Source organism: Micromonospora sp. NBRC 101691, assembly GCF_030269285.1.
Classification (GTDB): Bacteria; Actinomycetota; Actinomycetes; order Mycobacteriales; family Micromonosporaceae; genus Micromonospora; species Micromonospora echinospora.
The window spans coordinates 167,304-190,685 of sequence record NZ_BSTB01000002.1 but is presented as its reverse complement, the minus strand read 5'-3'; the positions used below and the strand labels follow the sequence as shown (position 1 = coordinate 190,685).

At 74.6% G+C, this 23,382-nt stretch carries 16 protein-coding genes, 1 pseudogene and 1 riboswitch; of the genes and pseudogenes, 7 read left to right on the top strand and 10 right to left on the bottom strand.

The window, feature by feature from the left end; translation table 11 throughout:
- Positions 1-8: 8 nt before the first annotated feature.
- On the bottom strand, positions 9-422 hold the full coding sequence (locus QSK20_RS04865; protein WP_285787341.1) for a hypothetical protein: 414 nt from the start codon (positions 420-422) through the stop codon (positions 9-11).
- A 199-nt stretch (positions 423-621) separates the two neighbouring features.
- On the opposite strand from QSK20_RS04865, the gene QSK20_RS04860 reads away from it, so the two are divergent.
- Positions 622-5,199, top strand: coding sequence for an ATP-dependent helicase (locus tag QSK20_RS04860; RefSeq protein ID WP_502888858.1), 4,578 nt, complete (start codon positions 622-624; stop codon positions 5,197-5,199).
- Positions 5,200-5,295: 96 nt separating this feature from the next.
- On the opposite strand, the gene QSK20_RS04855 is transcribed toward QSK20_RS04860, so the two are convergent.
- Positions 5,296-5,901 carry a hypothetical protein gene (locus QSK20_RS04855; RefSeq protein WP_285787339.1) on the bottom strand — a complete coding sequence of 202 codons (606 nt, stop codon included), beginning with the start codon at positions 5,899-5,901 and terminating at the stop codon, positions 5,296-5,298.
- A 97-nt stretch (positions 5,902-5,998) separates the two neighbouring features.
- On the opposite strand from QSK20_RS04855, the gene QSK20_RS04850 reads away from it, so the two are divergent.
- From QSK20_RS04850 to QSK20_RS04835, 4 genes are all read left to right on the top strand, one after another.
- Positions 5,999-6,784, top strand: coding sequence for an SAM hydrolase/SAM-dependent halogenase family protein (locus QSK20_RS04850; protein ID WP_285787338.1), 786 nt, complete (start codon positions 5,999-6,001; stop codon positions 6,782-6,784).
- A 48-nt stretch (positions 6,785-6,832) separates the two neighbouring features.
- On the top strand, positions 6,833-7,075 hold the full coding sequence (locus QSK20_RS04845) for a CPCC family cysteine-rich protein (protein WP_285787337.1): 243 nt from the start codon (positions 6,833-6,835) through the stop codon (positions 7,073-7,075).
- Between the two features lie 126 nt (positions 7,076-7,201).
- A complete protein-coding gene (locus QSK20_RS04840) occupies positions 7,202-8,050 on the top strand; it encodes a DNA-formamidopyrimidine glycosylase family protein (protein ID WP_285787336.1) in 849 nt (282 codons plus the stop codon).
- A 126-nt stretch (positions 8,051-8,176) separates the two neighbouring features.
- Positions 8,177-11,785 (top strand): multicopper oxidase domain-containing protein, encoded by a 3,609-nt coding sequence (locus QSK20_RS04835; protein WP_285787661.1) that lies wholly within the window; start codon positions 8,177-8,179, stop codon positions 11,783-11,785.
- Positions 11,786-11,929: 144 nt separating this feature from the next.
- On the opposite strand, the gene pspM is transcribed toward QSK20_RS04835, so the two are convergent.
- The 7 genes from pspM to QSK20_RS04800 all read right to left on the bottom strand — a co-directional run bounded on the left by pspM (position 11,930) and on the right by QSK20_RS04800 (position 18,198).
- Entirely contained in the window at positions 11,930-12,715 is a 786-nt protein-coding gene (pspM, locus tag QSK20_RS04830) for a phage shock envelope stress response protein PspM (protein ID WP_285787335.1), read from the bottom strand.
- 23 nt (positions 12,716-12,738) lie between these two features.
- Complete coding sequence (locus tag QSK20_RS04825; RefSeq protein ID WP_285787334.1) at positions 12,739-13,602, bottom strand: PspA/IM30 family protein; 864 nt, start codon at positions 13,600-13,602, stop codon at positions 12,739-12,741.
- Between the two features lie 188 nt (positions 13,603-13,790).
- Entirely contained in the window at positions 13,791-14,234 is a 444-nt protein-coding gene (locus QSK20_RS04820) for a helix-turn-helix domain-containing protein (protein ID WP_088980118.1), read from the bottom strand.
- Between the two features lie 158 nt (positions 14,235-14,392).
- Positions 14,393-14,947 carry a CinA family protein gene (locus tag QSK20_RS04815; RefSeq protein WP_285787333.1) on the bottom strand — a complete coding sequence of 185 codons (555 nt, stop codon included), beginning with the start codon at positions 14,945-14,947 and terminating at the stop codon, positions 14,393-14,395.
- An 80-nt stretch (positions 14,948-15,027) separates the two neighbouring features.
- On the bottom strand, positions 15,028-15,618 hold the full coding sequence (pgsA, locus tag QSK20_RS04810) for a CDP-diacylglycerol--glycerol-3-phosphate 3-phosphatidyltransferase (RefSeq protein WP_285787332.1): 591 nt from the start codon (positions 15,616-15,618) through the stop codon (positions 15,028-15,030).
- 68 nt (positions 15,619-15,686) lie between these two features.
- Complete coding sequence (rimO, locus tag QSK20_RS04805; protein WP_285787331.1) at positions 15,687-17,186, bottom strand: 30S ribosomal protein S12 methylthiotransferase RimO; 1,500 nt, start codon at positions 17,184-17,186, stop codon at positions 15,687-15,689.
- A gap of 85 nt (positions 17,187-17,271) precedes the next feature.
- Positions 17,272-18,198, bottom strand: a complete 927-nt coding sequence (locus tag QSK20_RS04800; RefSeq protein WP_285787330.1) for an ornithine cyclodeaminase family protein — start codon at positions 18,196-18,198, stop codon at positions 17,272-17,274.
- 96 nt (positions 18,199-18,294) lie between these two features.
- Positions 18,295-18,362: riboswitch (guanidine-III (ykkC-III) riboswitch) on the top strand.
- Positions 18,363-18,419: 57 nt separating this feature from the next.
- On the opposite strand from QSK20_RS04800, the gene QSK20_RS04795 reads away from it, so the two are divergent.
- Positions 18,420-18,734: a DMT family transporter gene (locus tag QSK20_RS04795; protein ID WP_285787329.1), complete on the top strand. Its 315-nt coding sequence runs from the start codon at positions 18,420-18,422 to the stop codon at positions 18,732-18,734.
- Positions 18,735-18,851: 117 nt separating this feature from the next.
- On the top strand, positions 18,852-19,094 hold the full coding sequence (locus QSK20_RS04790) for a hypothetical protein (protein ID WP_285787328.1): 243 nt from the start codon (positions 18,852-18,854) through the stop codon (positions 19,092-19,094).
- Positions 19,095-19,343: 249 nt separating this feature from the next.
- Here the strand turns inward: QSK20_RS04790 and QSK20_RS32230 are convergent.
- Positions 19,344-23,291 (bottom strand): annotated as a pseudogene (locus QSK20_RS32230) (DNA translocase FtsK 4TM domain-containing protein); the annotation flags it as partial.
- Positions 23,292-23,382: the final 91 nt, after the last annotated feature.

Below are 23,382 nucleotides of genomic sequence, written 5' to 3'. Positions count from 1 at the left end.
AGCCCGGTTTACCACCCGGTCGGTGACTGCGGACCGGGCCGCTCGGCGGGGCGGGTGCCGGCCGCCACGGGCGACTCGCGCAGCACACGGTCCCGGCGGGACTCCACCAGCAGGTCCGGACGGCCGAGCTGGAGAGCCACCTTGTTGACCACGCGCTGCGCCGCCGCGAGGGAACGCACGCTACGCAACTGCCCCCGGCTCTCCCGGCGCAGGACGAAGTAGTGCACGGCGGCCCGCACCTGGGCACGGTCGGCGGCGCTGGCCTGCGCGGTCTGCACGACCAGCTCCCGCAGGCACCGGGCGAGCCGTTCGGCCAACTCCAACTCGGGGCCGTGCAGGCCGACCCGGACGGTGGCGAGATGACTGTCGACCTTGCGGATGAGCACGTCGGTGCCGGGTTCCGAGCCTCGCTCCACGGCCATCCGGCTCCCCTCCCCGACCCGGCGATGCGGGAGAAGTTACTGTATGTTTCCGTGGCCTAGCAAGCAGTTAAGTAAGACTTAACGCGCAAGAAGCCCATCTTGTCCCGTAAGAAGCCCAGCCGGACACCGTCCCGGCCCCGGGCGACGCGTGGGCGGGTCGTTGTCGCACCCACGCGGCAGGATGGGAGACGTGACGGAGATGCTGGCGGGGTTCGGCGCGCCGACCCGGGAGTGGTTCACCGCCGCCTTCGCCGCACCCACGCCCGCCCAGGCGGGTGCCTGGCGGTCGGTCGCGGCCGGACGGCACGCCCTGGTCGTCGCCCCCACCGGTTCCGGCAAGACGCTCGCCGCGTTCCTGTGGTCCCTGGACCGACTGGCCCGGGAACCGGCCCCGGACGACCGACGACGACGCTGCCGGGTGCTCTACGTCAGCCCGCTCAAGGCCCTGGCGGTGGACGTCGAGCGGAACCTGCGCACCCCGCTCGCCGGGATCCGGCAGGCGGCCACCCGTCTCGGGGTCACGCCCCCCGACGTCACCGTCGGAATGCGCACCGGAGACACCCCCGCCGACGAGCGCCGGGCCTTCGCGCGCACCCCGCCGGACATCCTCATCACCACCCCGGAGTCGCTGTTCCTGCTGCTCACCTCCGCCGCGCGGGACTCCCTGCGCGGGGTCGAGACGGTGATCGTCGACGAGGTGCACGCGGTGGCCGGCACGAAGCGCGGCGCGCACCTGGCGCTCTCCCTGGAACGCCTCGACGAGCTCCTCCCCCGGCCGGCGCAACGGATCGGCCTGTCCGCCACGGTCCGCCCGATCGACGCCTGCGCGCGGTTCCTGGGCGGCTCCCGGCCGGTCGACGTGGTGCAGCCACCGGCCGCCAAGACCATCGAGCTCAGCGTCCAGGTGCCGGTGGCGGACATGGCCCGCCTCGACGAGGTCGAGCCGACCGGGGACGACCTCGACGGTCCCGGTCCCCGGCGGGCGTCGATCTGGCCGGCCGTGGAGGAACGGGTCCTCGCCCTGGTCCGGGCGCACCGCTCGACGATCGTCTTCACCAACTCGCGGCGCAGCGCCGAGCGGCTCTGCGCCCGCCTCAACGAACTGGCCGCCGAACCCCCGCCGGCCGACGGCGTGGCGACCGGGGCGACGTCCGACCCGACCGTCGGGCCGGCTCCCGCGCCGTCCGCCCGACGGCTGCCCGCCGAGATCGTCGCCCAGTCCGGCGTCGCCGAGGGGGCCGCGCCGGTGATCGCCCGGGCCCACCACGGCAGCGTCTCCCGGGAGGAGCGCAAGCACATCGAGGAGGCGCTCAAGTCCGGGCAGCTGCCCTGCGTGGTGGCCACCTCCAGTCTGGAGCTGGGCATCGACATGGGCGCCGTCGACCTGGTGGTGCAGATCGAGGCGCCGCCGAGCGTGGCCGCCGGCCTGCAACGGGTCGGCCGGGCGGGGCACCAGGTGGGCGCGGTCTCCCGGGGCGTGGTCTTCCCCAAGCACCGGGGCGACCTGCTCTCCTGCGCCGTGGTGGCGGACCGGATGGCCGCCGGGGCGATCGAGGAGCTGCACCATCCGCGCAACCCGCTCGACGTGCTCGCCCAGCAGGTCGTCGCGATGGTCGCGATGGAGCCGTGGCAGATCGGCGACCTGGCCGCCGTGGTCCGCCGGGCCGCGCCCTTCGCCGAGCTGCCCGACTCGGCCCTGCACGCGGTGCTGGACATGCTCTCCGGGCGGTACCCGTCCACCGCCTTCGCCGAGCTGCGTCCCCGACTGGTCTGGGACCGCGCCACCGACGTGCTCACCGGCCGGCCGGGCGCGCAGCGGCTCGCGGTGACCAGCGGCGGCACCATTCCGGACCGGGGGCTGTTCGGGGTCTTCCTGGCCGGTGCGGAGCGCGCCGCCCGGGTCGGCGAGCTGGACGAGGAGATGGTCTACGAGTCCCGGGTGGGTGACGTCTTCCTGCTCGGCTCCTCGTCCTGGCGGATCGAGGAGATCACCCCCGACCGCGTGCTGGTCTCACCGGCTCCCGGACAGGCCGCCCGGATGCCGTTCTGGAAGGGCGACCAGGCGGGCCGCCCGGTCGAGCTGGGCCGGGCGATCGGCGGCCGGGTGCGGGCCCTGCTGCGGCAGGACGACGAGGCCGCGCTGGCGGCGCTACGGGGCGGCGGGCTGGACGACTGGGCCGCCGGCAACCTGATGGCCTACCTACGCGAGCAGCAGGCCGCCACCCGCTCCCTCCCGGACGACCGGACGGTGGTCGTCGAGCGCTTCCGCGACGAGCTGGGCGACTGGCGGCTCGCCGTGCACAGCGTCCTCGGCGCCCGGGTCAACGGGCCGTGGGCGTTGGCGATCGGCCGCCGGCTGGCCGAGCGGTACGGCGTGGACGCCCAGGTGATGCCCTCCGACGACGGCATCGTGGTGCGCCTGCCGGACACCGCCGACTCACCCCCCGGCGCCGACGTGGTGGCCTTCGACCCGGACGAGATCACCCAGCTGGTCGAGGAGTCGGTCGGCACGTCGGCGCTCTTCGCCGCCCGGTTCCGGGAGTGCGCGGCCCGGTCCCTGCTGCTGCCCCGCCGGGACCCGCGCCGCCGCCAGCCGCTCTGGCAGCAGCGACAGCGGTCCGCGCAACTGCTCGACGTCGCCCGCGAGTACGCCGATTTCCCGGTCACCCTGGAGGCGGCCCGGGAGTGCCTCCAGGACGTCTTCGACCTGCCCGCGCTGACCACGCTGATGCGGGAGCTGACCACCCGCCGGGTCCGCCTGGTCGAGGTGGAGACGGCCCAGCCGTCGCCGTTCGCCCGCTCGTTGCTCTTCGGGTATGTCGGCGCGTTCCTCTACGAGGGGGACGCCCCGCTGGCCGAGCGGCGGGCCGCCGCCCTGGCCCTGGACTCCGGCCTCCTCGGCGAGCTGCTCGGCCGCGTCGACCTGCGCGAACTGCTCGATCCGACGGTGCTCGCCGAGACCGACCGGCAGCTGCGCTGGCTGACCGAACAGCGTCGACCCCGCGACGCCGAGGACGTGGTGGAACTGCTCCGGGTGCTCGGCGACCTGACCGACGACGAGCTGGCCGAGCGGGGCGTGCCGGCGGACTGGCTGACCGGGCTCGCCGACGCCCGGCGGGTGCTGCGGCTGCGCATCGCCGGCCAGGAACGCTGGGTCGGGGTCGAGGACGCCGCCCGGCTGCGCGACGCGCTCGGCGTGGCGTTGCCGGTCGGGGTGCCCGAGGCGTACCTCACCCCGGTCGCCGACCCGCTCGGCGACCTGGTCGCCCGGTACGCCCGTACGCACGGCCCGTTCGCGGCGGCGACCTGCGCGGCCCGCCTCGGGCTCGGCGTCGCCGTGGTGGAGCAGGCCCTGCGCCAGCTCGCCGCGACCGGGCGGGTGGTCGCCGGCGAGTTCCTGCCGGAGAGCGCGGGCAGCCAGTGGTGCGACGCGGAGGTGCTGCGACTGCTGCGCCGCCGTTCCCTGGCCGCGCTGCGCCGGGAGATCGAACCGGTGCCGCCCCGGACGCTCGCCACCTTCCTGCCCCGCTGGCAGCAGGTCGGCGCGACAGCCCGGGGGGTGGAGGCGCTCGCCGCCGCGCTCGAACAGCTCCAGGGCGTGGCGGTGCCGGCGTCCGCGCTGGAACGGCTGGTGCTGCCGACCCGGGTGGCCGACTACTCCCCCGCCTTCCTCGACGAGCTCTGCGCCAGTGGCGAGCTGGTCTGGGCCGGTTCCGGGGCGATCTCCGGCGGGGACGGCTGGGTCACCCTGGCGTACGCCGACGCCGCGCCGCTGCTGCTGCCCCCGCCGGACGAGGCGCTGACCCTGACCCCGGCGCACCAGGCGGTGCTGGACGCGCTGGCCGACGGCCAGGCGCTCTTCTTCCGTTCGCTCGCCGACCGGGTGGGCTCCGGCGACGACGCGGCGCTCACCGCCGTGCTGTGGGACCTGGTCTGGGCCGGTCACCTCACCAACGACACGCTCGCCCCGCTGCGCGCGCTGCTCGGCGGGGCCGGGGCGCACCGGGCCCGTCCCACCGCCCCCCGCACCCGGTACCGTCGTCCCGGCCGGGTCGCGCTGCCCACCCGCAGCGGCCCGCCGACGGTGGCCGGACGCTGGTCCCGTCTGCCGGAGCGGGACACCGACCCGACCCGGCGGGCCGCTGCCCGGGCCGACCTGCTGCTGGAGCGGCACGGGGTGCTCACCCGGGGCGCGGTCGTCGCCGAGCAGGTGACCGGCGGGTTCGCCGCGGTCTACCCGGTGTTGTCCGCGTTGGAGGAACGCGGGGCGGCCCGGCGCGGGTACTTCGTGGAGGGGCTGGGGGCGGCGCAGTTCGCGGTGCCCGGCGCGGTGGACCGGCTCCGGGCCCTCGCCGACACCGCCGACGCCACGCGGACGCGTGGCGGGGCGCCGCTGGTGCTGGCGGCGACCGACCCGGCCAACCCGTACGGCGCGGCGCTGCCCTGGCCGGAGCGGGTGGTCGACTCCGGCGACGGTGCCACCCCGACCACCGGCCACCGGGCCGGACGCAAGGCCGGTGCCCTGGTCGTGCTGGTCGACGGGGAGCTGGTGCTCTACGTCGAGCGCGGCGGGCGGACGATCCTGTCCTTCGACGCCGACGGCGAGGTTCTCACCGGAGCGGCGAAGGCGCTGGCCGACGCGGTGCACTCCGGCGCGCTCGGCGCGATGTCGGTCGAGCGGGCGGACGGCGGGGCGGTGCACGCCTCACCGCTGCGCGACGCGCTCACCGCCGCCGGCTTCCGGGCCACCCCACGCGGCCTGCGCCTACACGGCTGACGCCTCGACGCCCGCACGCTGCCGTCGGCGGGCATGCCGGGTCTCGGGGCCACCGCAGGGGGCGGCGCCGACGGCCGGGCCCGGGCGGCGGGTCGCTCAGCCCAGGCCGGCGAGGACACTGTCGTAGCGCTTCCGCTGGTCCGCCTTGGTGGTGGTCCCCAGGTAGCTGAGCACCACGGTCCCCTTGCGGTACGCGTCGGTGCCCCACATGTCGGCCTGGTTCATCGCGTTCGCCTCGCTCGGGAAGACGTACACCGAGACGGCGTCGGTGACGAGCAGTTCGGCGCAGCCCAGCCCCGCGCCGTCCGGCCCGCAGTCCACCGAGCGGTCGCGGACGCCGGCGACCGGCAGCTTCGCGGCCCGGAAGGCGTCCACCACCTGCCGGGCGCTGGGCGCGCCGGCCGGACGGGTCGGCATGACGAAGGGTGGGGTGGAGCCGCCCCGGTCGCTGGGCGCGACCGGCGGCGGGGTCATCCGGCCGGCCCGGGGTGGACCGCTCGGGGTCACCCCGGCGCTCGGGGCCGTCCCGGCGCCCGGCGTCGCCGACGGTGCCGGCGGGGTGCCCTCCGCCGGGGTGGCCCACACGGGCGCGCTCGGCGAGGCGGCGCTGTCGGGCCGGTCGTCGGCGTCGTCACCGCAGCCGGTGAGGACGGTGGCGAGCACGAGGGCGGCGACGGTCAGGGTACGGGGTGCGGAGGTCACCCCTCGTAGTCTGCCGAACCGTCCCCGGCGGTGCGAGGGCCGGTCGACCGACAACCGTCCACCGACCGTCCCCACCGGAGGATCTAGGGTGGGAGCCATGGCGTTCGGCTGGGTGTCGTTTACCACGGACTACGGGCTCTCCGACGGGTTCGTCGCGGCCTGCCACGGCGTGCTCGCCCGCCTCGCGCCAGGGGTCCGCGTCATCGACGTGACCCACCTGGTGCCGCCGACCGACGTCCGGCACGGGGCGGCCGTGCTCGCCCAGACCGTGCCGTACCTCCCCCCGGCCGTGCACGTCGCGGTGGTCGACCCCGGGGTCGGCACCAGTCGGCGCGGGGTCGCCGTCGAGGCTCCCGGCGGCCTGCTGGTCGGGCCGGACAACGGGCTGCTGGTGCCGGCCGCCGAGGCGCTGGGCGGCATCCGCTCGGCGGTCGAGCTGACCAACCCGGAATGGCTGGCCCCGGAGGTGTCCCGCACCTTCCACGGTCGGGACGTCTTCGCCCCGGTCGCCGCCCGGCTGGCCGGCGGGGCGCCGCTGGCCGGGGCGGGTCCCGCGGTCGACCCGGCCGACCTGGTCCGGCTGCCGGAGCCGGCGCTGGAGGTGACCCCGGCGGGGTTCACCGCCGAGGTGCTCACCGTCGACCACTTCGGCAACGTCCAGCTCGCCGCGCCCCCGTCGGCGCTGGCCGGCCGACCGGCGACGCTGCGGGTGGGCGGGCACGAGGCGGTGCACGGGCGGACCTTCGGCGACGCGCCCCCGGGCCAACTGGTGGTCTACGTCGACTCGGCCGGCCGGGTCGCGGTGGCGGTGAACGGGGGCCGGGCGGCGGACCGCCTGGGGGTGCGGCCGGGCGACCCGGTGCCGGTCCGGCATCCGGACTGAGCCGGTCCCCGCCTGTGACCACACCCTGCACTGTGGAATGCTCGGAGGGTGGGCGAGCAGTGGGTTCCAGCGACCTGTCCCTGCTGCGGGTTCCGGACCGGTGGCGGCACCTGTCCGGTCTGCTTCTGGACAGACGACGGTCAGGGTGACGTGGACGCCGAGGTGGTCCGGGGCGGCCCCAACGGCGACCTGAGCCTGTCCCACGCCCGCCTCAACTTCGCCATCTACGGTGCCAGTCACCCGCGCTACCAGGAGATGGTCCGCCCGCCCCGCCCGGACGAGCACCCCTGACCCCCGCCCCGGCGGCTGCCCGGCCCCGGACCGTGACCGGCCCCGGACCGACCGGGCCGGACGGCCGGGGCGACCCGTGGCCCCGGTCCCCGTGCCCGGGGCGGTGCGGCGAGGCAGGATGGACGCGTGCCCGAGGGTGACACCGTGTGGAACACCGCCCGCGTGCTGGACCGCGCGCTGGCGGGCCGCCGGCTGACCGGGTCCGACTTCCGGGTGCCGCAGCTCGCCGCCACCGACCTCACCGGTGCGGTGGTGCTCGGCTGCGTCAGTCGGGGCAAGCACCTGCTGCTCCGGTTGACGTCCCCGGACACCGGCGGCGACCGGGACGCGACCTGGACGCTGCACTCGCACCTGCGGATGGACGGGGCCTGGCGGACGTACGCGCCGGGCGGACGGTGGACCGGCGGGCCGGCGCACCTGATCCGGGTGGTGCTGCGCACGGCCGACGCGGTCGCCGTCGGTTACCACCTGCACGAGGTCGCCCTGGTGCCCACCGCCGAGGAGGACGCGCTCGTCGGCCACCTCGGCCCGGACCTGCTCGGCCCGGACTGGGACGCGGCCGAGGCGGTCCGGCGACTCGCGAGCCGACCCGACCGGCCGATCGGGGAGGCTCTGCTCGACCAACGCAACCTGGCCGGTCTGGGCACCGTCTACACGGCCGAGGTGCTCTACCTGACCGGGATCAACCCGCTGACCACCGTGTCCCAGATCGAGGACCCGGGCAGGTTGGTGCGCCTCGGCCGACGACTCCTCTGGGCCAACCGGGGCCGAGCCGCGCGGGCGACGACCGGTGACACGCGCAGGGGTCGCAACCTCTGGGTCTACGGTCGGCAGGGGCAGCCGTGCCGCCGCTGCGGAACGGTGATCGTGCAGGGCCGACACGGCTCCGGGGTGACGGCCCGACTGGCCCACTGGTGCCCCTCGTGTCAGCCGGAACGCCCCCGACGGCACCGCCAGATTGACACGATTGGGTAATTCCCCAGCCCGGGGAGTCTGTCGCATGCTGCGATTACGCGCTCACCCACCGTCAGCGCGGCGCCACGGGTGCGACCTCCCCACACCGGGGTGGCGGTCGTCGTACCCCTGTCCCCGGGGGACACCATGGCCATCTTCCGCAGATCCCGCCCCGCCCGGACGGCGCCCGGGACGGTCCCGGCGGCCCGGAACACCGCCACCCCGCCCGCGCCCGGCCCGGCGGCCCCGCCGGCCGACGGGGTCGAACCGGTTCCGGACACCGTGCCGGACCCGCCGGCCGCCCTGGACCCGGAAGCCGTGCCGCGCTGTTTCGGCCCGGAGCCGAACGTCGCCACCAGCCCCCGTCCCCGGTTCGACGGCACCGGTCGGGTGATCCCCGGCACCGGCCTGCGCAAGTTCGTCGACGCGCTGCCCGGGACGGGCCCCGAGCGGGCGAACGCGCTGGGTGGCTACCTGCCGGTGGCGGTACCCGACACGATCAGCTACCCGGGCTGCGACTACTACGAGATCGGCCTCCAGGAGTACGTCCAACGCCTGCACCGGGACCTGCCGCCGACCCGGCTGCGCGGATACCGCCAGGTCAACCTCGGCACCGACCGGTACGGGCACAACACCGTCGGCCCGCCCGCGCGGGCGTACCACGTCGGGCCGATGATCGTGGCGTATCGCGACCGGCCGGTCCGGATCAAGTTCATCAACCAGTTGCCCACCGGGCGGGCCGGTGAGCTGTTCCTGCCGGTCGACACGACCGTGCCCGGGGCCGGGACCGGCCCGCTGGACGGGCCGGCACCGTATCCGCAGAACCGGGCGGTGCTCCGCCTCCAGGGGGCCCGGACCGCCTGGATCAGCGCCGGCAACCCCACCCAGTGGATCACCCCGGCCGGGGAGATCACCCCGTACCCGACCGGTCCCGGGCTGACCCCCGTGCCGGACATGCCGCCGCCCGGGGCCGGAGCCACCACGCTGTACTACCCGAACGACCAGAGCGGCCGGCTGATGTGGTTCCACGACAACACCCTCGGCCTGTCCCGGCTCACCACGCACTCCGGCCAGCTCGCCCCGTACCTGCTCGTCGACCCCGCCGAGGAAAGCCTGGTCGCCGACGGTGTCCTCCCCGCCGACCAGGTCCCGCTGGTGATCACCGACCGGACCTTCGTCCCGGACGACGCGCAACTCGCCGCCGAGGACCCGACCTGGGACCGGGGCCGCTGGGGCGCCTGCGGCAGCCTCTGGTACCCGCACGTCTACCAGCCACGGCAGAACCCGTTCCGCCCCGACGGACGGAACCCGACCGGCCGCTGGGACTACGGCCCGTGGTGCCGGCACCCGGAGGCCGCCGCCGTCCGGCACGGTCCGGCGCCGAACCCGTACCACGACCCGGTCGCCGCGCCCGACCAGCCGCCGCTGACCCCGGGCGTGCCGCACCCGTCGGCGGTGCCCCAGGTGTACGGGGACACCCCGCTGGTCAACGGCGTCGCCTACCCGTACCTGACGGTCGAGCCCCGGGCCTACCGGTTCCGGATCCTCAACGCCTGCCCGGACCGGAGCCTGAACCTCCAGCTCTACCGGGCCCGCTCGGACCAGCCGATGTGGCACGTCGACGGCAGTCTCGCCGACGCCGGGGCGGGCGAGGTGCCCATGGTCGAGGCGGTCCGCGGCCCCGGCCACCCGGCGCACTGGCCGACCGACGGGCGGGACGGAGGCGTCCCGGACCCCCGGGCGGTCGGCCCGGAGATCATCCGGATCGGCAACGAGTGCGGGCTGCTGCCCGCCCCGGTGGTGCTGGCCAACCGTCCGGTCGGCTACCGGTACGACCGGCTCGACCCGGCCGTGCTCAACGTCGACGGGCACACCCTGCTGCTCACCCCCGGCGAGCGGGCCGACGTGGTCGTCGACTTCGCCGCCGTGCCCCCGGGCAGCACGCTGATCCTCTACAACGACTGTCCGGCGCCGCTCCCCGGCGGCGACCCCCGGTACGACCACCACGCCGGATCACCCGGCGCGGTGCCCGGGTACGGCCCGGACACCCGTACCCTGCTCCAGTTCCGGGTGGCCGGCGCTCCGGCCGACCGGTACGACCTGGACCGGCTCCGGGACCGGCTGCCCGCCGCGTACGCGGCCAGCCAACCGCCGCCGATCGTGCCGCAACCGGCCTACGACCGGGCCTTCGGCACCCGGACCGAGCGGGAGACGACCGTCCCGGTGCACGCCACGTCGGTCAGTTTCACCCCGGTCGGCGCGACCGCCCCGGTCGTCCTGCCGGTGGCCGACCGGGCCGTCCGGCAGGTCTTCGAGCCGGGCCACGGCCGGCTGACCGGCCGACTCGCCGCCCCGCTCCCCCGTCCCGGTGGTGGTGTCGGGAGCCCCGTCGCCCGCTCCGACCCGCCCGACGGTGACCCGGTCACCCGGGAACCGGACGACCCGCCCACCGAGATCCTGTACGCCACCGACCCGGCCGTGCCGGTCGGGTCACCCGCCGACGGCACCCAGCTCTGGCGGATCCGGGGCGAAGGTCAGCTGACCCAGCCGTTGCACCTCGGCGGCGGTGACGTGCAACTGGTCAACCGGGTCGCCCGGGACGGCACCGTCCGCCCGCCGGCACCCGACGAGCGGGGCTGGAAGGAGACCGTCCGGGTCGACCCGCACGAGGACGTGGTGGTGGCGGTACGACCCGTCCCGCCCGGTCTGCCGTTCACCGTCGGCGACTGTCGCCGCCGGATCGACCCGACCCGCGCCGACGCCCGCCCGGTCGACCTGGGCTGGGAGTACCACTGGCACAGCCAGCTCGCCGCCCACCGGGACCAGGGCATGGACCGTCCGTTGGTGGTGCGGGTCTCCCCCCGGGCACCCACCGGGCTGACCGCCACCCCGGTCCCGGGCTCGGCCATCGCGCTGCCCGCGATCGCGCTGGCCTGGACCGGCAACGGCGACCGCCCGCCGGCCACCCGGCACCGGCTGGAACGGGCCACCGACGCCACCTTCGCCGGGCCGGTCACCGTCCTGGCCGTGGCCGCCACCGCGACCCGGTACGTCGATGCCACCGTCACCCCGGGCGTCACCTACCACTACCGGATCCGCAGGGAGAACGCGGTGGCCTGTTCGGCCTGGTCGAACGAGGTCATCGCGGCGGTCCGGCTCGCCGCGCCGACCGGACTGGGCGCGGTCGTCGCCGCCGCCGCGCCGCTCCGGATCGCGGTGCGCTGGACCAACCGCTCCTTCGCCACCGGCGTCGACGTGCAGCGGGCCACCAACCCGACCTTCACCAGCGGACCCGGCACCACGGCGGTCGGGGTCACCGACCGGTACCTGGACCCGACGGTCGCCCCGGAGACCACCTACTACTACCGGGTCCGCACCACCTACCTGGGCACCGCCTCGCCCTGGTCCACGGTCGGGGTGGTGACCACCCCGCCGGTGCCGAGGACCCCGACCACGGTGATCGCCACGGCCTGCGCGACGGCCCCGGAGAGCGCGACGGTGATCCTGCGCTGGACCTCCGGCACCGCCACCGGGGCGGGCTACGGGTTCGTCGTCGAACGCGCCGCCGACCCGGCCTTCTCCCAGGAGCTGACCACGTTCACCGTCTCCGGACGCGGCTTCACCAACACCGGCCTCGGACGCGGGGTCACCTACTGGTACCGGGTGCGGGCGTTCAACGTGGTGGGCAGCTCGGCGTTCACCGGCCCGGTGCCGGTGACCACCCCGGACCGGTCCGACGGCACCGGGGCGGGCTAGTGGCTCGGACCGGTCCGGCGGCACCGGGGCGGGTCAGTGGCGCAGGCCGGTCCGGCGGCACCGGGGCGGGTCAGTGGCTCGGACCGGTCCGGCGGCACCGGGGCGGGTCAGTGGCGCAGGCCGGTCCGGCGGCACCGGGGCGGGTCAGTGGCTCGCGGCCCGTTGCGGGTCGCCGACCGCACGCAGCTCCGCCAACGCGGACGCCACCCCGTGCAGCAGGTCGGTCGCCTCGGTCAGCCGGGACGCGGCCGGGTGGCCGCCACCCGGTCGGGCGTCCTCGGCGACGTAGCCGGCCGCCGCGACGACGAGCCGCTCGTACGCGGCCACCCCGTCGTTGAGCTGCCCGACCAGGATCCGGTGGGTCTCGGCCAGCGACTCGCGGGCCGGTGACGGGGCGAGCCGCACCGCCCGTTCCACACTCGCCACCCGCTCGGCCAGGTCCCGCAGGGAACGGTCGGCCGCAGCCGCTTCGAGCACCGCCGGGTCGGCCAGCCCGGTGAGCCGGCCCGCCATTCCGGCGAGGGTCAACGCGGCCCGGTCCAGCCGGGCCCACGGCTCCGCCGCGGCGGTGCCGCGCAGCGCGATCCGGGCCCGGGCCCGGCGCACCTCGGCGAGCAGGTTCGGACCGGCCGGGAGCCGCTCCACGGTGGCGACGAGTCGGGCCCGGGAGCGGGCCGCGGCCTCGGCCGGGTCGAGCGGGGGCGGAGCCGGCCGCGCCGCGTGGGCCCGCAGGTCGATCCAGCGCCAGGCGGCCAGCATCAGGGCGCTCCCCGCCGCGCCGGCCCACGCCGCGTCGGGCAGGCCGAGCCCGGCGTACGGGGTGAGGACCGCCGCCGCGCCGCCGAGCCCGCCGGCCGTGACGCTCCACCGTCGGGCGGACCGGCGCAACCGGTGCAGCCGACGGAAGTACCGTGCTCGCTCGTCTGCCACGCCTGCCTCCTCGACCCGGCCGCTCATCCGGCGGCGGTGGTGTCCCCGGTGCCCCGGTCGCGGCCCATGCTGGCCCGGATCTCGTCCAGCCGGGCCGCCGCGGCCGGGTCGGCGGCCGGTGCCGCCTGCTCGACGCCGGCCTGCTGCTGCCGGCCGGCCAACTGCTCGCCGGACATGCTGGCCCGGATCTGCTCCAGCCGGGACGACCCGGCCGTGTCGAGCGCGGACTTCTGGATCTCCAGCATCCGGCCCTCGACCGAGTTCCCGGCCAGTTCGGCACGGCCCATCGCGTTGGCGTACCGCCGCTCGATCCGGTCGCGCACCTCGTCGAGGCTGGGCGTGTTGGCGGGTGCGGTGAGGGCCGACATCGACTCCAGCGAGCGGGCCACGCTCTCCTGCATCTTGGCCTGTTCGAGCTGGCTGAGCAGCTTGGTGCGCTCGGCCAGCTTCTGCTGGAGGATCATCGAGTTGTTCTCCACCGCCCGCCGGGCCTGGGCCGCCGCACCGATGGCCTGGTCGTGCAGGGTCTTCAGGTCCTCGGCGGCCTGCTCCGCCGAGACGAGCTGGGTGGCGAGGGTCTGCGCGGACTGCTCGTACTTCGTCGCCTCGGTCTCGTCGCCCTTGCCCCGGGCCTGGTCGGCCAGGACGAGGGCCTGGCGAGCCATGCCCTGGAGGCGCTCGACCTCGGACATCTGCCGGGAGAGCTTCATCTCCAGCTGGCGCTGGTTACCGATCACCGCCGCGGCCTGCTGCACCAGCGCCTGGTGCTGGCGCTGCGCCTCCTCGATGGCCTGTTGGATCTGCACCTTCGGATCGGCGTGCTCGTCGATCCGGGCGCCGAACAGCGCCATGAGGTACTTCCAACCCTTGACGAACGGGTTCGCCATCTCCGCGGTATCCCCTCAGTCGCGTCGCTGCGCCCGGTGACTCGTGCCGGACGGACCGCCCGGCACGCCGGCGGCGTATCCATCGTCGCAGCCGGGCGCCAGTGGCGGCGGCCTTGGCGCGGACCGGACGACCTGCTGATCAACCCTACGCGGCCGACGCCAGGTCGACCACGCGGCGATCGGGCCGGTCAGGCGGCGCAGACCACATCCCGTTCGGCCGGGCGGACCCGGGTGGTGCGCAGGGTGGCCTTCAGCGGCGAGTCCTGTCGGACGGCGACCGAGACCGGACCGTCGGCGGTGACCTGTCGGACGCCCTGCGGGGCGACCTTGCGGACCGTCGGGCGGCCCACCGGCTCGGCCGCCTCGTCGGCGACCGGCACCAGCACGCCCGGCATCTGCTCGGCCAGCGCCACCGTGTCGCTGACCTCGCGGAGGACCTCGGAGAGGCGGGCGCCGAGCGCGTCGCAGATCGCGGCCAACAGTTCGCTGGAGGGTTCCTTGTGGCCGCGTTCGATCTCGGAGAGGTAGCCCAGGCTGACGTTCGCGGCCGAGGAGACCTCGCGCAGGGTGCGGTGCTGACCCTGCCGGCGTGCCCGCAGTGCGTCACCGATCACCCGGCGTAGCAGGACCATCGCACCTCCTTGACAGGACCTCTGCCCGGCGACCGGATCGCGCCGGGCGCCGTCAGGCGTCCCGACACCGATTCCGCTCCGTCGGAGCCTTCCCGCAACCGTACCCGCTGTGGGCCCCCACGACATACCACCCCGCCCGGACTCCTGCCCCGCCGCGGTCAGCAGGCAGCGCTGGCGGCGGCCTCCCCGGCGGCCACGATCCGCTCGGTGAGCAGCCGCAACGCCTCGTCGACGGCGGTCGACCGGATCCGGTCGCGGCCACCGTCGAGGTCGAGTTCGCGGACCGCCGTCCCGTTCGGGCCGGCGACCGCGACGAAGACCAGCCCCACCGGCTTGCCGTCCTGCGGCTCCGGGCCGGCCACCCCGGTGGTCGACAGCCCCCAGTCGGCGGCGCACCGCGCTCGCCCGCCCTCGGCGAGCGCGACCGCCACGTCCGGGTCGACCGGTCCGCGGTCGGCGAGCAGCCCCTCGGGTACGCCCGCGAGGTGGGCCTTCAACTCCGTCGCGTACACCACCAGCCCGCCCCGGAAGATCCCGCTCACCCCGGCGATCTCGACGATCGACGCGGCCAGCGACCCGCCGGTCAGCGACTCCACCGTCGCGAGGGTCTCCCCCCGTTCGGAAAGCCGGTGCACGACCCCGGCCGCGGGACTGGTCACCGGCCGGCCGGCCGCGCCGCGCTGCCCCGTCGTGTCATCGCTGCCTACCACCATGTCCGCATTCCTTCCCCCGAAGTGCCCGGACGAACCGGCGAGGGCGACGGTTCACCGCGGCACCCGGCCGCACCGACGGTTCACCGCGTGGTACGCAGCCGCATCGCGCGGGCGACGTAGTCGAAGCCGGTCAGCACCGTCACGGCCACCGCGGCGGCCATGATCCACGGGCCGACGGCGGCCAGGTCGCCGGGCACCGGCCAGAGATACCAGACGATGGCGAGGATCTGCAGCGCGGTCTTGGCCTTGCCGCCCCGACTGGCGGCGATGACCCCGTGCCGGATCACCCAGAACCGGATCAGCGTGACCCCCAGCTCCCGGGTGAGGATCACCACGGTCACCCACCAGGGGAGCACCGCGTACCAGGAGAGCAGCAGCAGGGCGGCCCCGGTGAGCGCCTTGTCGGCGATCGGGTCGGCGACCTTGCCGACCGAGGTGACCAGGGCGAACCGGCGGGCGATCCAGCCGTCCACGAAGTCGGTCGCCGAGGCGAGGGCGAAGACCAGGCAGGCCGCCACCCGCCAGTCGGCGTGGGTCATCTCCGAGACGACCACCAGCGCCATGAAGACCGGCACCAGCAACAGCCGCAGCGCGGTCAACGCGTTGGCCGCGTTGAGCACCGGCACCGGGGCCACCACGGCCGGCGGGGTCGAGTCGGCCGTCCCGGTCACGTGGACGCCCCGATCCGGCGTTCCCGGTACCGCACCACGTGGCTCCCCCGCTCCGTCAGGGCCCGCCGTCACCGTGCCGCGCCGGGCGCCGCCGAGATCATCTCATCCGGTACCGCGATCAGGTCCACCCCTTCGGTGCCGGTGACCGTCGCCCGGACCAGATCGCCCGGCCGCAGCGCCGCCAGGTCGACCCCGCCCTCCGACGGGGCGACCAGCGTGGTGGAGCCGTCCACCTCGGGGGCCTGGTGGGCCGCCCGCCCCTCGACCACGCCGCCGTCGACCGAGTCGACCAGCACCTCGACGGTCGAGCCGAGCCGTTCCTCGGCGCGCTGCGAGCAGAGTTCGTCGGCGAGCGCGCTGAGCTTGTCGTACCGGCGTTTGACGGTGGCGGCGGAGAGCTTGCCGGGCAGGTCGGCGGCCTCCGTGCCGTCCTCGTCGCTGTAGTCGAACACGCCGATCGCGTCGAGCCGGGCGGCGGTGAGGAAACGCACCAGCTCGTCGACGTCGCCCCGGGTCTCGCCGGGGAAGCCGACGATGAAGTTGCTCCGGGCGCCCGCCTCCGGGGCCAGCTCGCGGGCGCTGGCCAGCAGCTCCAGGAAGCGGTCGGTGGAGCCGAAGCGGCGCATCCGGCGCAGCACCGGCTCGCTGGAGTGCTGGAAGGAGAGGTCGAAGTACGGCGCCACACCGGGAGTGGTGGCGATCGCCTCGACGAGGCCGGGACGGGTCTCGGCGGGCTGGAGGTAGCTCGCCCGGACCCGGACGATGCCGTCGATCGCGGCGAGCTGGGGCAGCAGCTTCTCCAGGGCCCGGGGATCGCCCAGGTCCTTGCCGTACGACGTGGAGTTCTCGCTGACCAGCACCAGCTCGCGGACGCCGGTCTTGGCCAGCCACTCCGCCTCGGCGAGCAGCTCGTCCGGCGTACGGGAGACGAAGGCGCCCCGGAAGGCGGGGATCGCGCAGAACGCGCAGCGCCGGTCGCAACCGCTGGCCAGCTTCAGCGAGGCGACCGGGCCGGTGTCGAGCCGACGCCGCAGGATCTGCCGCAGGTGCGCCGGGGTGTGCGCGTCGGTCTCCGGGGCCTCGGTGCGGACTCCGGTGCCGTGTCCGGGCAGCGACACCGCGCTGTCCCGACGGGCCACCGGGGTGAGCGGCAACAACTCACGCCGGTCACGCGGGGTGTGCGCGTCGACGGCCTCGCCATTGACCACCGAGGTCAGTCGGGCGGAGATGTCCGGGTAGTCGTCGAAGCTCAGCACCGCCTGCGCCTCGGGCAGGCTGCTGGCCAGCTCCCGCCCGTACCGCTCGGCCATGCAGCCGGCCGCGACCACCTTCGCACCGGTGTCGGCGGCGGCCAGCAGGGTCTGGATGGAGTCCTGCTTGGCCTTCTCCACGAAGCCGCAGGTGTTGACCACCACCACGTCGGCCCCTTCGCCGTCGGTGGTCACCTGCCAGCCGTCGGCGTGCAGGCGGGCGGCCAACTCCTCCGAGTCGACCTCGTTGCGGGCACAGCCCAGGGTCAGCAGGGCGACCCGGCGACCGTCAGCGGAAGGGGAGGTGGCAGACACCACCCGAGGGTACCGGGCGGGACGGGGTCACCCGTCGACACCCGGTGCCGCGACGGGCCCGGCACGCCGCCGAGCCACCCGCCGTCGGTCACGCCACCACCGTGGCGGCGAGTCGGACGAGCCGGTCGAGGAGAAAGACCTCGGTGCCGCCCAGGCCCACCGAGCAGAAGACGGTGACGTCGTCCCGGTCGGCCCGTCCGGCCGTCGCGCCGGCCAGCACCGCACCCAGCTCGGCCAGCCGACCGGCGTACGGCGGCCGGGCGGCGAGCATCGGCGGCTCGTACGCGCCGGCCTGGGCGGTCGAGTCGGTGACCAGCACGTCGGCGGTGTCCAGCAGGTCGATGCCGAACTCGGCGCGCCCGTGCTGCTTGAACCCCACGGCGTTGACGTGGGTGCCCGGGGCGAGGTCGCGGGCGTCGAGCACCGGAGTCGGGCTGGTGGTGGCGAGCACCACGACGTCCCGGTCACGTACCGCCTCGGCGGCGGTGGCCACCGCGCGGGCCGGCACGCCCAGCTCGGCCCGGACCCGCGCGGCGAACCGCTCCCGGCCGGCCGGGGTACGGCAGTACACGGTCACCTCGCGCAGTCCACGGACCGCGGCGGCGGCCCAGACCTGGGTCCACGCCTGCCCGCCCGCCCCGATCACGCCGACGGTGGACGCGTCCGGCCGGGCCAGCGCGTCCACCGCGACCCCGCCCAGTCCACCGGTACGCCGGGAACCCAGCTCCGCCCCGACGGCGACCGCCCGGACCGCGCCGGTCCGGCCGTCGTGCAGCACGACGAGTTGCTCCGCCTCGGGGTGGCCGAAGGTGTCGTAGGAGCGGAAGCCGTACCACTCGCCGGTGAGGTGGCCGGCGGTGAGCACCATCCGGCCCCCGCCCAGCGGGGCGGACGCGCGGGGTGGGGCGACCAGTCGTCCCTCGTACGCGGCCAGCAGGGCGGCCCGCATGGCGTCGACCGTGCTGGGCGCGTCGAGGACGGCGGCCACCTCCCGGTCGGTGAAGAACAGCGTCATAACCGCCAATCCTTGAACATGAAGGCAGCTTCAGGTCAACCCGTGGCATCGATCATCCGCTCCGGCCCGGCCCCGCGCAACGGTGCTACGGTCGACGTCGACACCCCGACCCTGGTGTCCCGGACGAGTGGTGGGCGTACCCGGTAACGCGAAGACGCCCCCGGACAGGTGGTCCTCAACTCGTCCGGGCTGTCCCGGGCATAACTGACAGGGGTGACGTCATGGCTTGGCTCGCACTGGTGGTGTCCGGGCTCCTGGAGACCGCGTGGGCGATCTCCCTCGACCGCAGCGCCGGATTCAGCCGCCCCGTTCCCACCGTGGTCTTCGCGGTCACGCTGGTGCTGAGCATGGCCGGGCTCGCGTACGCGCTACGGGAGATCCCGGTCGGCACCGGATACGCGGTCTGGGTGGGCATCGGCGCGGTGGGCACCGCGACCGTCGGCATCCTGGCCCTCGGCGAGTCGTCCAGCCTCCCCCGGCTGGCCTGCCTGCTGCTGGTGGTGGCGGGCGTGGTGGGGCTCAAGGTCTTCCACTAGGCCGGCGCGGGGTTCCCGGCGACGCGTCCGGTCGGGGAGCCGGCGGCCACGCGTAGCGGACCGGCCGGATGGGTAGAGACAGGTCGACAACGGAAGGTTTCGTACCCGGAGGACGACATGGCGAACATCCACACCACCGCCCGCCCGCGCAGCAACGCCGCCCGGATCTGCACGATCCTGGCCTTCGTCTTCGCCGTGCTCGCCGTCTTCCTCTCCCCGCTGCTGTTCGGGGTGGCGGGCCTGGTGCTCGGCATCGTCGGCGCGGTGCTCGGCGACAAGCCGCTCGGCTGGTACGCCGCCATCGCGAGCGTGGTCGGCGCGGTCGTCGGCGCGCTGCTCGTCGCCGCCCTGCTCAACTGAGCTTCCCGCGCACCCGTTCGGCCCCGAGGGCCCGCCGGTCTCCGGCGGGCCCTCGAACGTACCGACCCGGAACACCCGCGCCTGCCGGGCTGGGCTCGGGGGTGGGTGGGTGGGGCGGGCTGGGGCTCGGGTGGTTGCAGGGGACCCCTCCTCGGCAAAAAGCGGTAGGAAGGGTCCCCTGCAACCACCTGGGGCAAAGGAGTGCGGGGTCGCTGCGGGCAGGGCGAGGGGTCAGCTGTCGGCGGTCCGGAGGGCGGCGAGGGCCTCCTCCAGCTCGTCCGGCTTGACCAGCACGTCGCGGGCCTTGGAGCCCTCGGACGGGCCGACGATCCCCCGGGTCTCCATCAGGTCCATCAGCCGGCCCGCCTTGGCGAACCCGACCCGCAGCTTGCGCTGGAGCATCGAGGTGGACCCGAACTGCGAGGTGACCACCAGCTCGATCGCCTGCACCAGCAGGTCGAGGTCGTCGCCGATCTCCTCGTCGATCTTCTTCTTGCCGTCCTGCGCCGGGGTGAGCACGTCCGGACGGAACTCCGGCTCGCGCTGCTCCTTGCAGAACTTGACGACGTCGGTGATCTCCTGCTCGGTGACCCAGGCGCCCTGGATCCGGATCGGCTTCGACGCGCCCATCGGCAGGAAGAGGCCGTCGCCCCGGCCGAGCAGTTTCTCCGCCCCCGGCTGGTCGAGGATGACCCGCGAGTCGGCCAGCGACGAGGTGGCGAACGCCAGCCGGGACGGCACGTTCGCCTTGATCAGACCGGTGACCACGTCGACCGAGGGGCGCTGGGTGGCAAGCACCAGGTGGATGCCGGCGGCCCGGGCGAGCTGGGTGATCCGGACGACCGAGTCCTCCACGTCACGCGGTGCCACCATCATCAGGTCGGCCAACTCGTCGACGATCACCAGCAGGTACGGGTACGGCTTCATCTCCCGCTCGCTGCCCGGCGGGGCCTTGATCTCGCCGTTGCGCACCTTGCGGTTGAAGTCGTCGATGTGGCGGACCCCGTTGGCGGCGAGGTCGTCGTAGCGCATGTCCATCTCGCGGACCACCCACTCCAGCGAGTCGGCGGCCTTCTTCGCGTTGGTCACGATCGGCGTGACCAGGTGCGGGATGCCCTCGTAGCTGGTCATCTCGACCCGCTTCGGGTCGATCAGCAGCAGCCGGACCTCGTCCGGGGTGGCCCGGGTCAAAATGGAGACGAGCAGGGAGTTCAGCAGACTCGAGTTGTGCGTCGGGACGAGGGAGCGACCGGCGAGATACATATGGCTCGGACTGTCGACCTCGATGCACCGTACCGGTACCGATGGAACCGGTCGAACAGCGACGATGTAGCGACGCGCGGTGCTGGGACGATTCGCGGTGTTCTGACGGCTCAGCTTCCGGGACAGCCGGAAGACCTTGTCCCGAGGTGTGAAGTGGATCCGGTAGCAGACGGAGGATTCCGGGCTTCTCCCCGCTACCGCCTTCGTCGTCATCGTCGCCTGATAGCCGAGGCCGAGGACGAGTTCGAGGGCATCCCGGGCAAGCCGCTCGTTGGTGAGCGCGAGTTCCACACCACCCCGCTTCGAGACAGTGCCGTCAGTGTCCAGCAGACCGGCGAGCAGCGCCCGCCGTTGCGCCTCGGAGGCCCGTAGATAGGCGGGTGGGATGTGCTTCGCACCGATCTCGCGGAGGAGCGCCCGTACCGTCCGGTACGGCCTCCGGGGGCGGCTGGATGGCGCGTCCGGTGTCTCCCAGTCCGCTTGCCCTTCCTGCTTCCGCGCGAGGTAGACGGCAGTAATCGACACGCCGACGTGTCTGGCCGCTGCTGGCCCACTCATACCGCGATCGACGAGCCGCAACGCTTCGGCGATTCGCCGGCTCCTGTCCATCCGGTTGGAGAGGGTGTACTGGATCTTGCCACGGGCATGTTCGGTGACCTCGTAGCCGTCCAGGCGGATCTGCTCCAAGATCTCACGGTCGGCGCAGGTCAGTGTTGCGGAGCCGGTCGTCCCGTCACCCAACCAACAGCCAAGGGTGTACGGGGCGACGGGAAGCTCCTGCTCGGGACACTCCAGTGGGCCGGCGACGGCGACGGCGTGGTTCACCCACTCTCCGTTCGGTCCCACCCGGAGGGTTTCGGCGATCTCCTTCGTCGTCACCGTCGACTCGTCGTACGACTTCCTGGTCGCCGACCGGCCTGGATCGAGCACCCGCAGGGAGAGCGCCCGGTACACCGCGTGCCGGGAATAGGTGGGGACCCATCGGGTGATCAGGCGGCCGCCCCGCTCGTACGGCGCTCGACTGAGTACCTGCTCCTTGGGTACACCACGAAGAATCTGATAAAGGATGTTCTTGAACTGCTCGCCGAGATCCGTCAGTACCTCGCCGCTGGAGACCGGACGATCCGGCTCCGCCAGCACCTCGGCCGCGCGACGACTCACCAGGTCACGGTCCGGGGCCGCCCAGTAGGAGCCGTCCCTCCACTGGTGCCTGCGCTGGGTCCGTTCCGCCCGCGTCGTGGTGCGCCACTCGTGGTCGGCATCCGCCACGATGACGGTGCCGTCGGAGAACTCCACCTCGTAGCAGGGACGGTCGTGCATGACCGGCGTCGCGGCCAGCACCCGACACGGCTGACCGTGTTCGTCGAACACCTGGTCGCCAACCCGCAGCTCGCCCATGCTGGACCAGCCGTCACGGGTGGCGATCGGAGTGTCCAGGGCCAGCGCCTTCCCGGCGCCGGTGGCCCCGGCCACCAGGATGTGCGGCATCTTCGCCAGGTTGGCCACCACGTAGCCGCCCTCGATGTCCTTGCCGAGGGCGACCAGCATCGGGTGGAGGTCGCTGGTGGCCGTCCGGGAGCGCAGCACGTCACCGAGGGCCACGTTCTCCGGGTCGGTGTTCGGGATCTCCACGCCGACCGCGCTCTTGCCCGGGATCGGGCTGAGGATCCGCACGTCCGGGGACTTCACCGCGTAGGCGATGTTGCGGGAGAGCTGGGTGATCCGTTCGACCTTGACGCCGGGACCCAACTCGACCTCGTACCGGGTGACCGTCGGACCCCGGGTGAAGCCGGTGACCTCGGCGTCCACCCCGAACTGGTCGAACACCCCGGTGAGGGCGGCGATCACCTCGTCGTTGGCCTTGCTCCGGCTCTTCGGCGCGGCGCCGGTGTTGAGCAGGTTGGCCGGGGGCAGGGTGTAGTCGCCCGCCAGCCCGGTCAGCGCGAGCTGTTCGGCCCGGGTGGGCGGCGTCGAGTGCTCCGGCGGCTCGGACCTGCGCCGGGCGGCGGGCACCCGGGCCGGCGGCTTGCGGGGCAGCACCAGGGTCTCCTGGAGGTCGACGTCGTCGGCGTACGCGTCGTCGATCTCGGCCGGGTCGACCGGTTCCGGCGGCGGCGCGGCCTTACGGGCCGGACGGCGGCGGGCGGGCTTCTCGACCACCTCCACCGCCTCGACCTCCTCCCCGGCCGGGGCCGGCGGCACGCCGAGCACCCCACCGGTGAGCAGGCCGAGCCGCTCGGGGACCTTGTTGATCGGGGTCGCGGTGACCACCAGCAGGCCGAAGACCAGCAGCAGGATGAGCAGCGGTACGGCCACCCAGGCGGTGACCGCGCGTTCCAGCAGCCCGCCCACGCCCATGCCGACCAGCCCACCGGCGTAGTCGCGTTCGGCCTGGCGGGCCGGGTTCTGCCCGATGTGCAGCATCGCGGCGGTGGCGACGATCATGGAGCCCCAGCCGACCAGGCCGCGCCCCCGGTGCGCCGGGTCGGCGGGTTCGCGCATCATCCGCCACGCGCCGATGGTCAGCAGCACGGGCACGACGACGGAGATCGCGCCGAGGAAGAGTCGGACGCTGTCCGCCAGCCGGGCCCCGACCGGTCCCGCCCCGGAGAACCAGATCGCCACCGCGCTGAGGATCGCGAGTCCGAACAGGAGCAGGCCGGCGCCGTCGCGCCGGTGCTCCGGGCCCACCTCGCGGGCGGTGGCGGCCTGCCGTCCGGCGGCCCGGACCGTCCACCCGACACCGTGCGCCAGGCCCATCCAGGCGCTGGTGATCGCACGTCCCAGGTAGGCGGCCGGCGCGGGACGGGCCGCCGGACGGCGGCCCCGGGCGGGCGCGCGGGTCTTCTTCGCCGGCTGGCGGGCACGACTGTTCGTGGTACCGCGCGGCGACGCGCCGCGTCGCCGGCTCGCCTGAGAGGTACGGCCCGCCATAGAGTCACGGTAACGGCGCGACCCGGGGATTCGCCGCTTTTACCGTCGTGTCCGTGCGTCGCAGCGCACTTTCGGCACTCGGCCGTGATAT

Bases quoted from the DNA above. Each gene is read 5' to 3' on its own strand.
- QSK20_RS04865 (WP_285787341.1), bottom strand. From the start codon at position 422: ATGGCCGTGGAGCGAGGCTCGGAACCCGGCACCGACGTGCTCATCCGC.
- QSK20_RS04860 (WP_502888858.1), top strand. From the start codon at position 622: ATGCTGGCGGGGTTCGGCGCGCCGACCCGGGAGTGGTTCACCGCCGCC.
- QSK20_RS04850 (WP_285787338.1), top strand. From the start codon at position 5,999: ATGGCGTTCGGCTGGGTGTCGTTTACCACGGACTACGGGCTCTCCGAC.
- QSK20_RS04835 (WP_285787661.1), top strand. From the start codon at position 8,177: ATGGCCATCTTCCGCAGATCCCGCCCCGCCCGGACGGCGCCCGGGACG.
- QSK20_RS04825 (WP_285787334.1), bottom strand. From the start codon at position 13,602: ATGGCGAACCCGTTCGTCAAGGGTTGGAAGTACCTCATGGCGCTGTTC.
- QSK20_RS04820 (WP_088980118.1), bottom strand. From the start codon at position 14,234: ATGGTCCTGCTACGCCGGGTGATCGGTGACGCACTGCGGGCACGCCGG.
- QSK20_RS04815 (WP_285787333.1), bottom strand. From the start codon at position 14,947: ATGGTGGTAGGCAGCGATGACACGACGGGGCAGCGCGGCGCGGCCGGC.
- QSK20_RS04800 (WP_285787330.1), bottom strand. From the start codon at position 18,198: ATGACGCTGTTCTTCACCGACCGGGAGGTGGCCGCCGTCCTCGACGCG.
- QSK20_RS04795 (WP_285787329.1), top strand. From the start codon at position 18,420: ATGGCTTGGCTCGCACTGGTGGTGTCCGGGCTCCTGGAGACCGCGTGG.
- QSK20_RS04790 (WP_285787328.1), top strand. From the start codon at position 18,852: ATGGCGAACATCCACACCACCGCCCGCCCGCGCAGCAACGCCGCCCGG.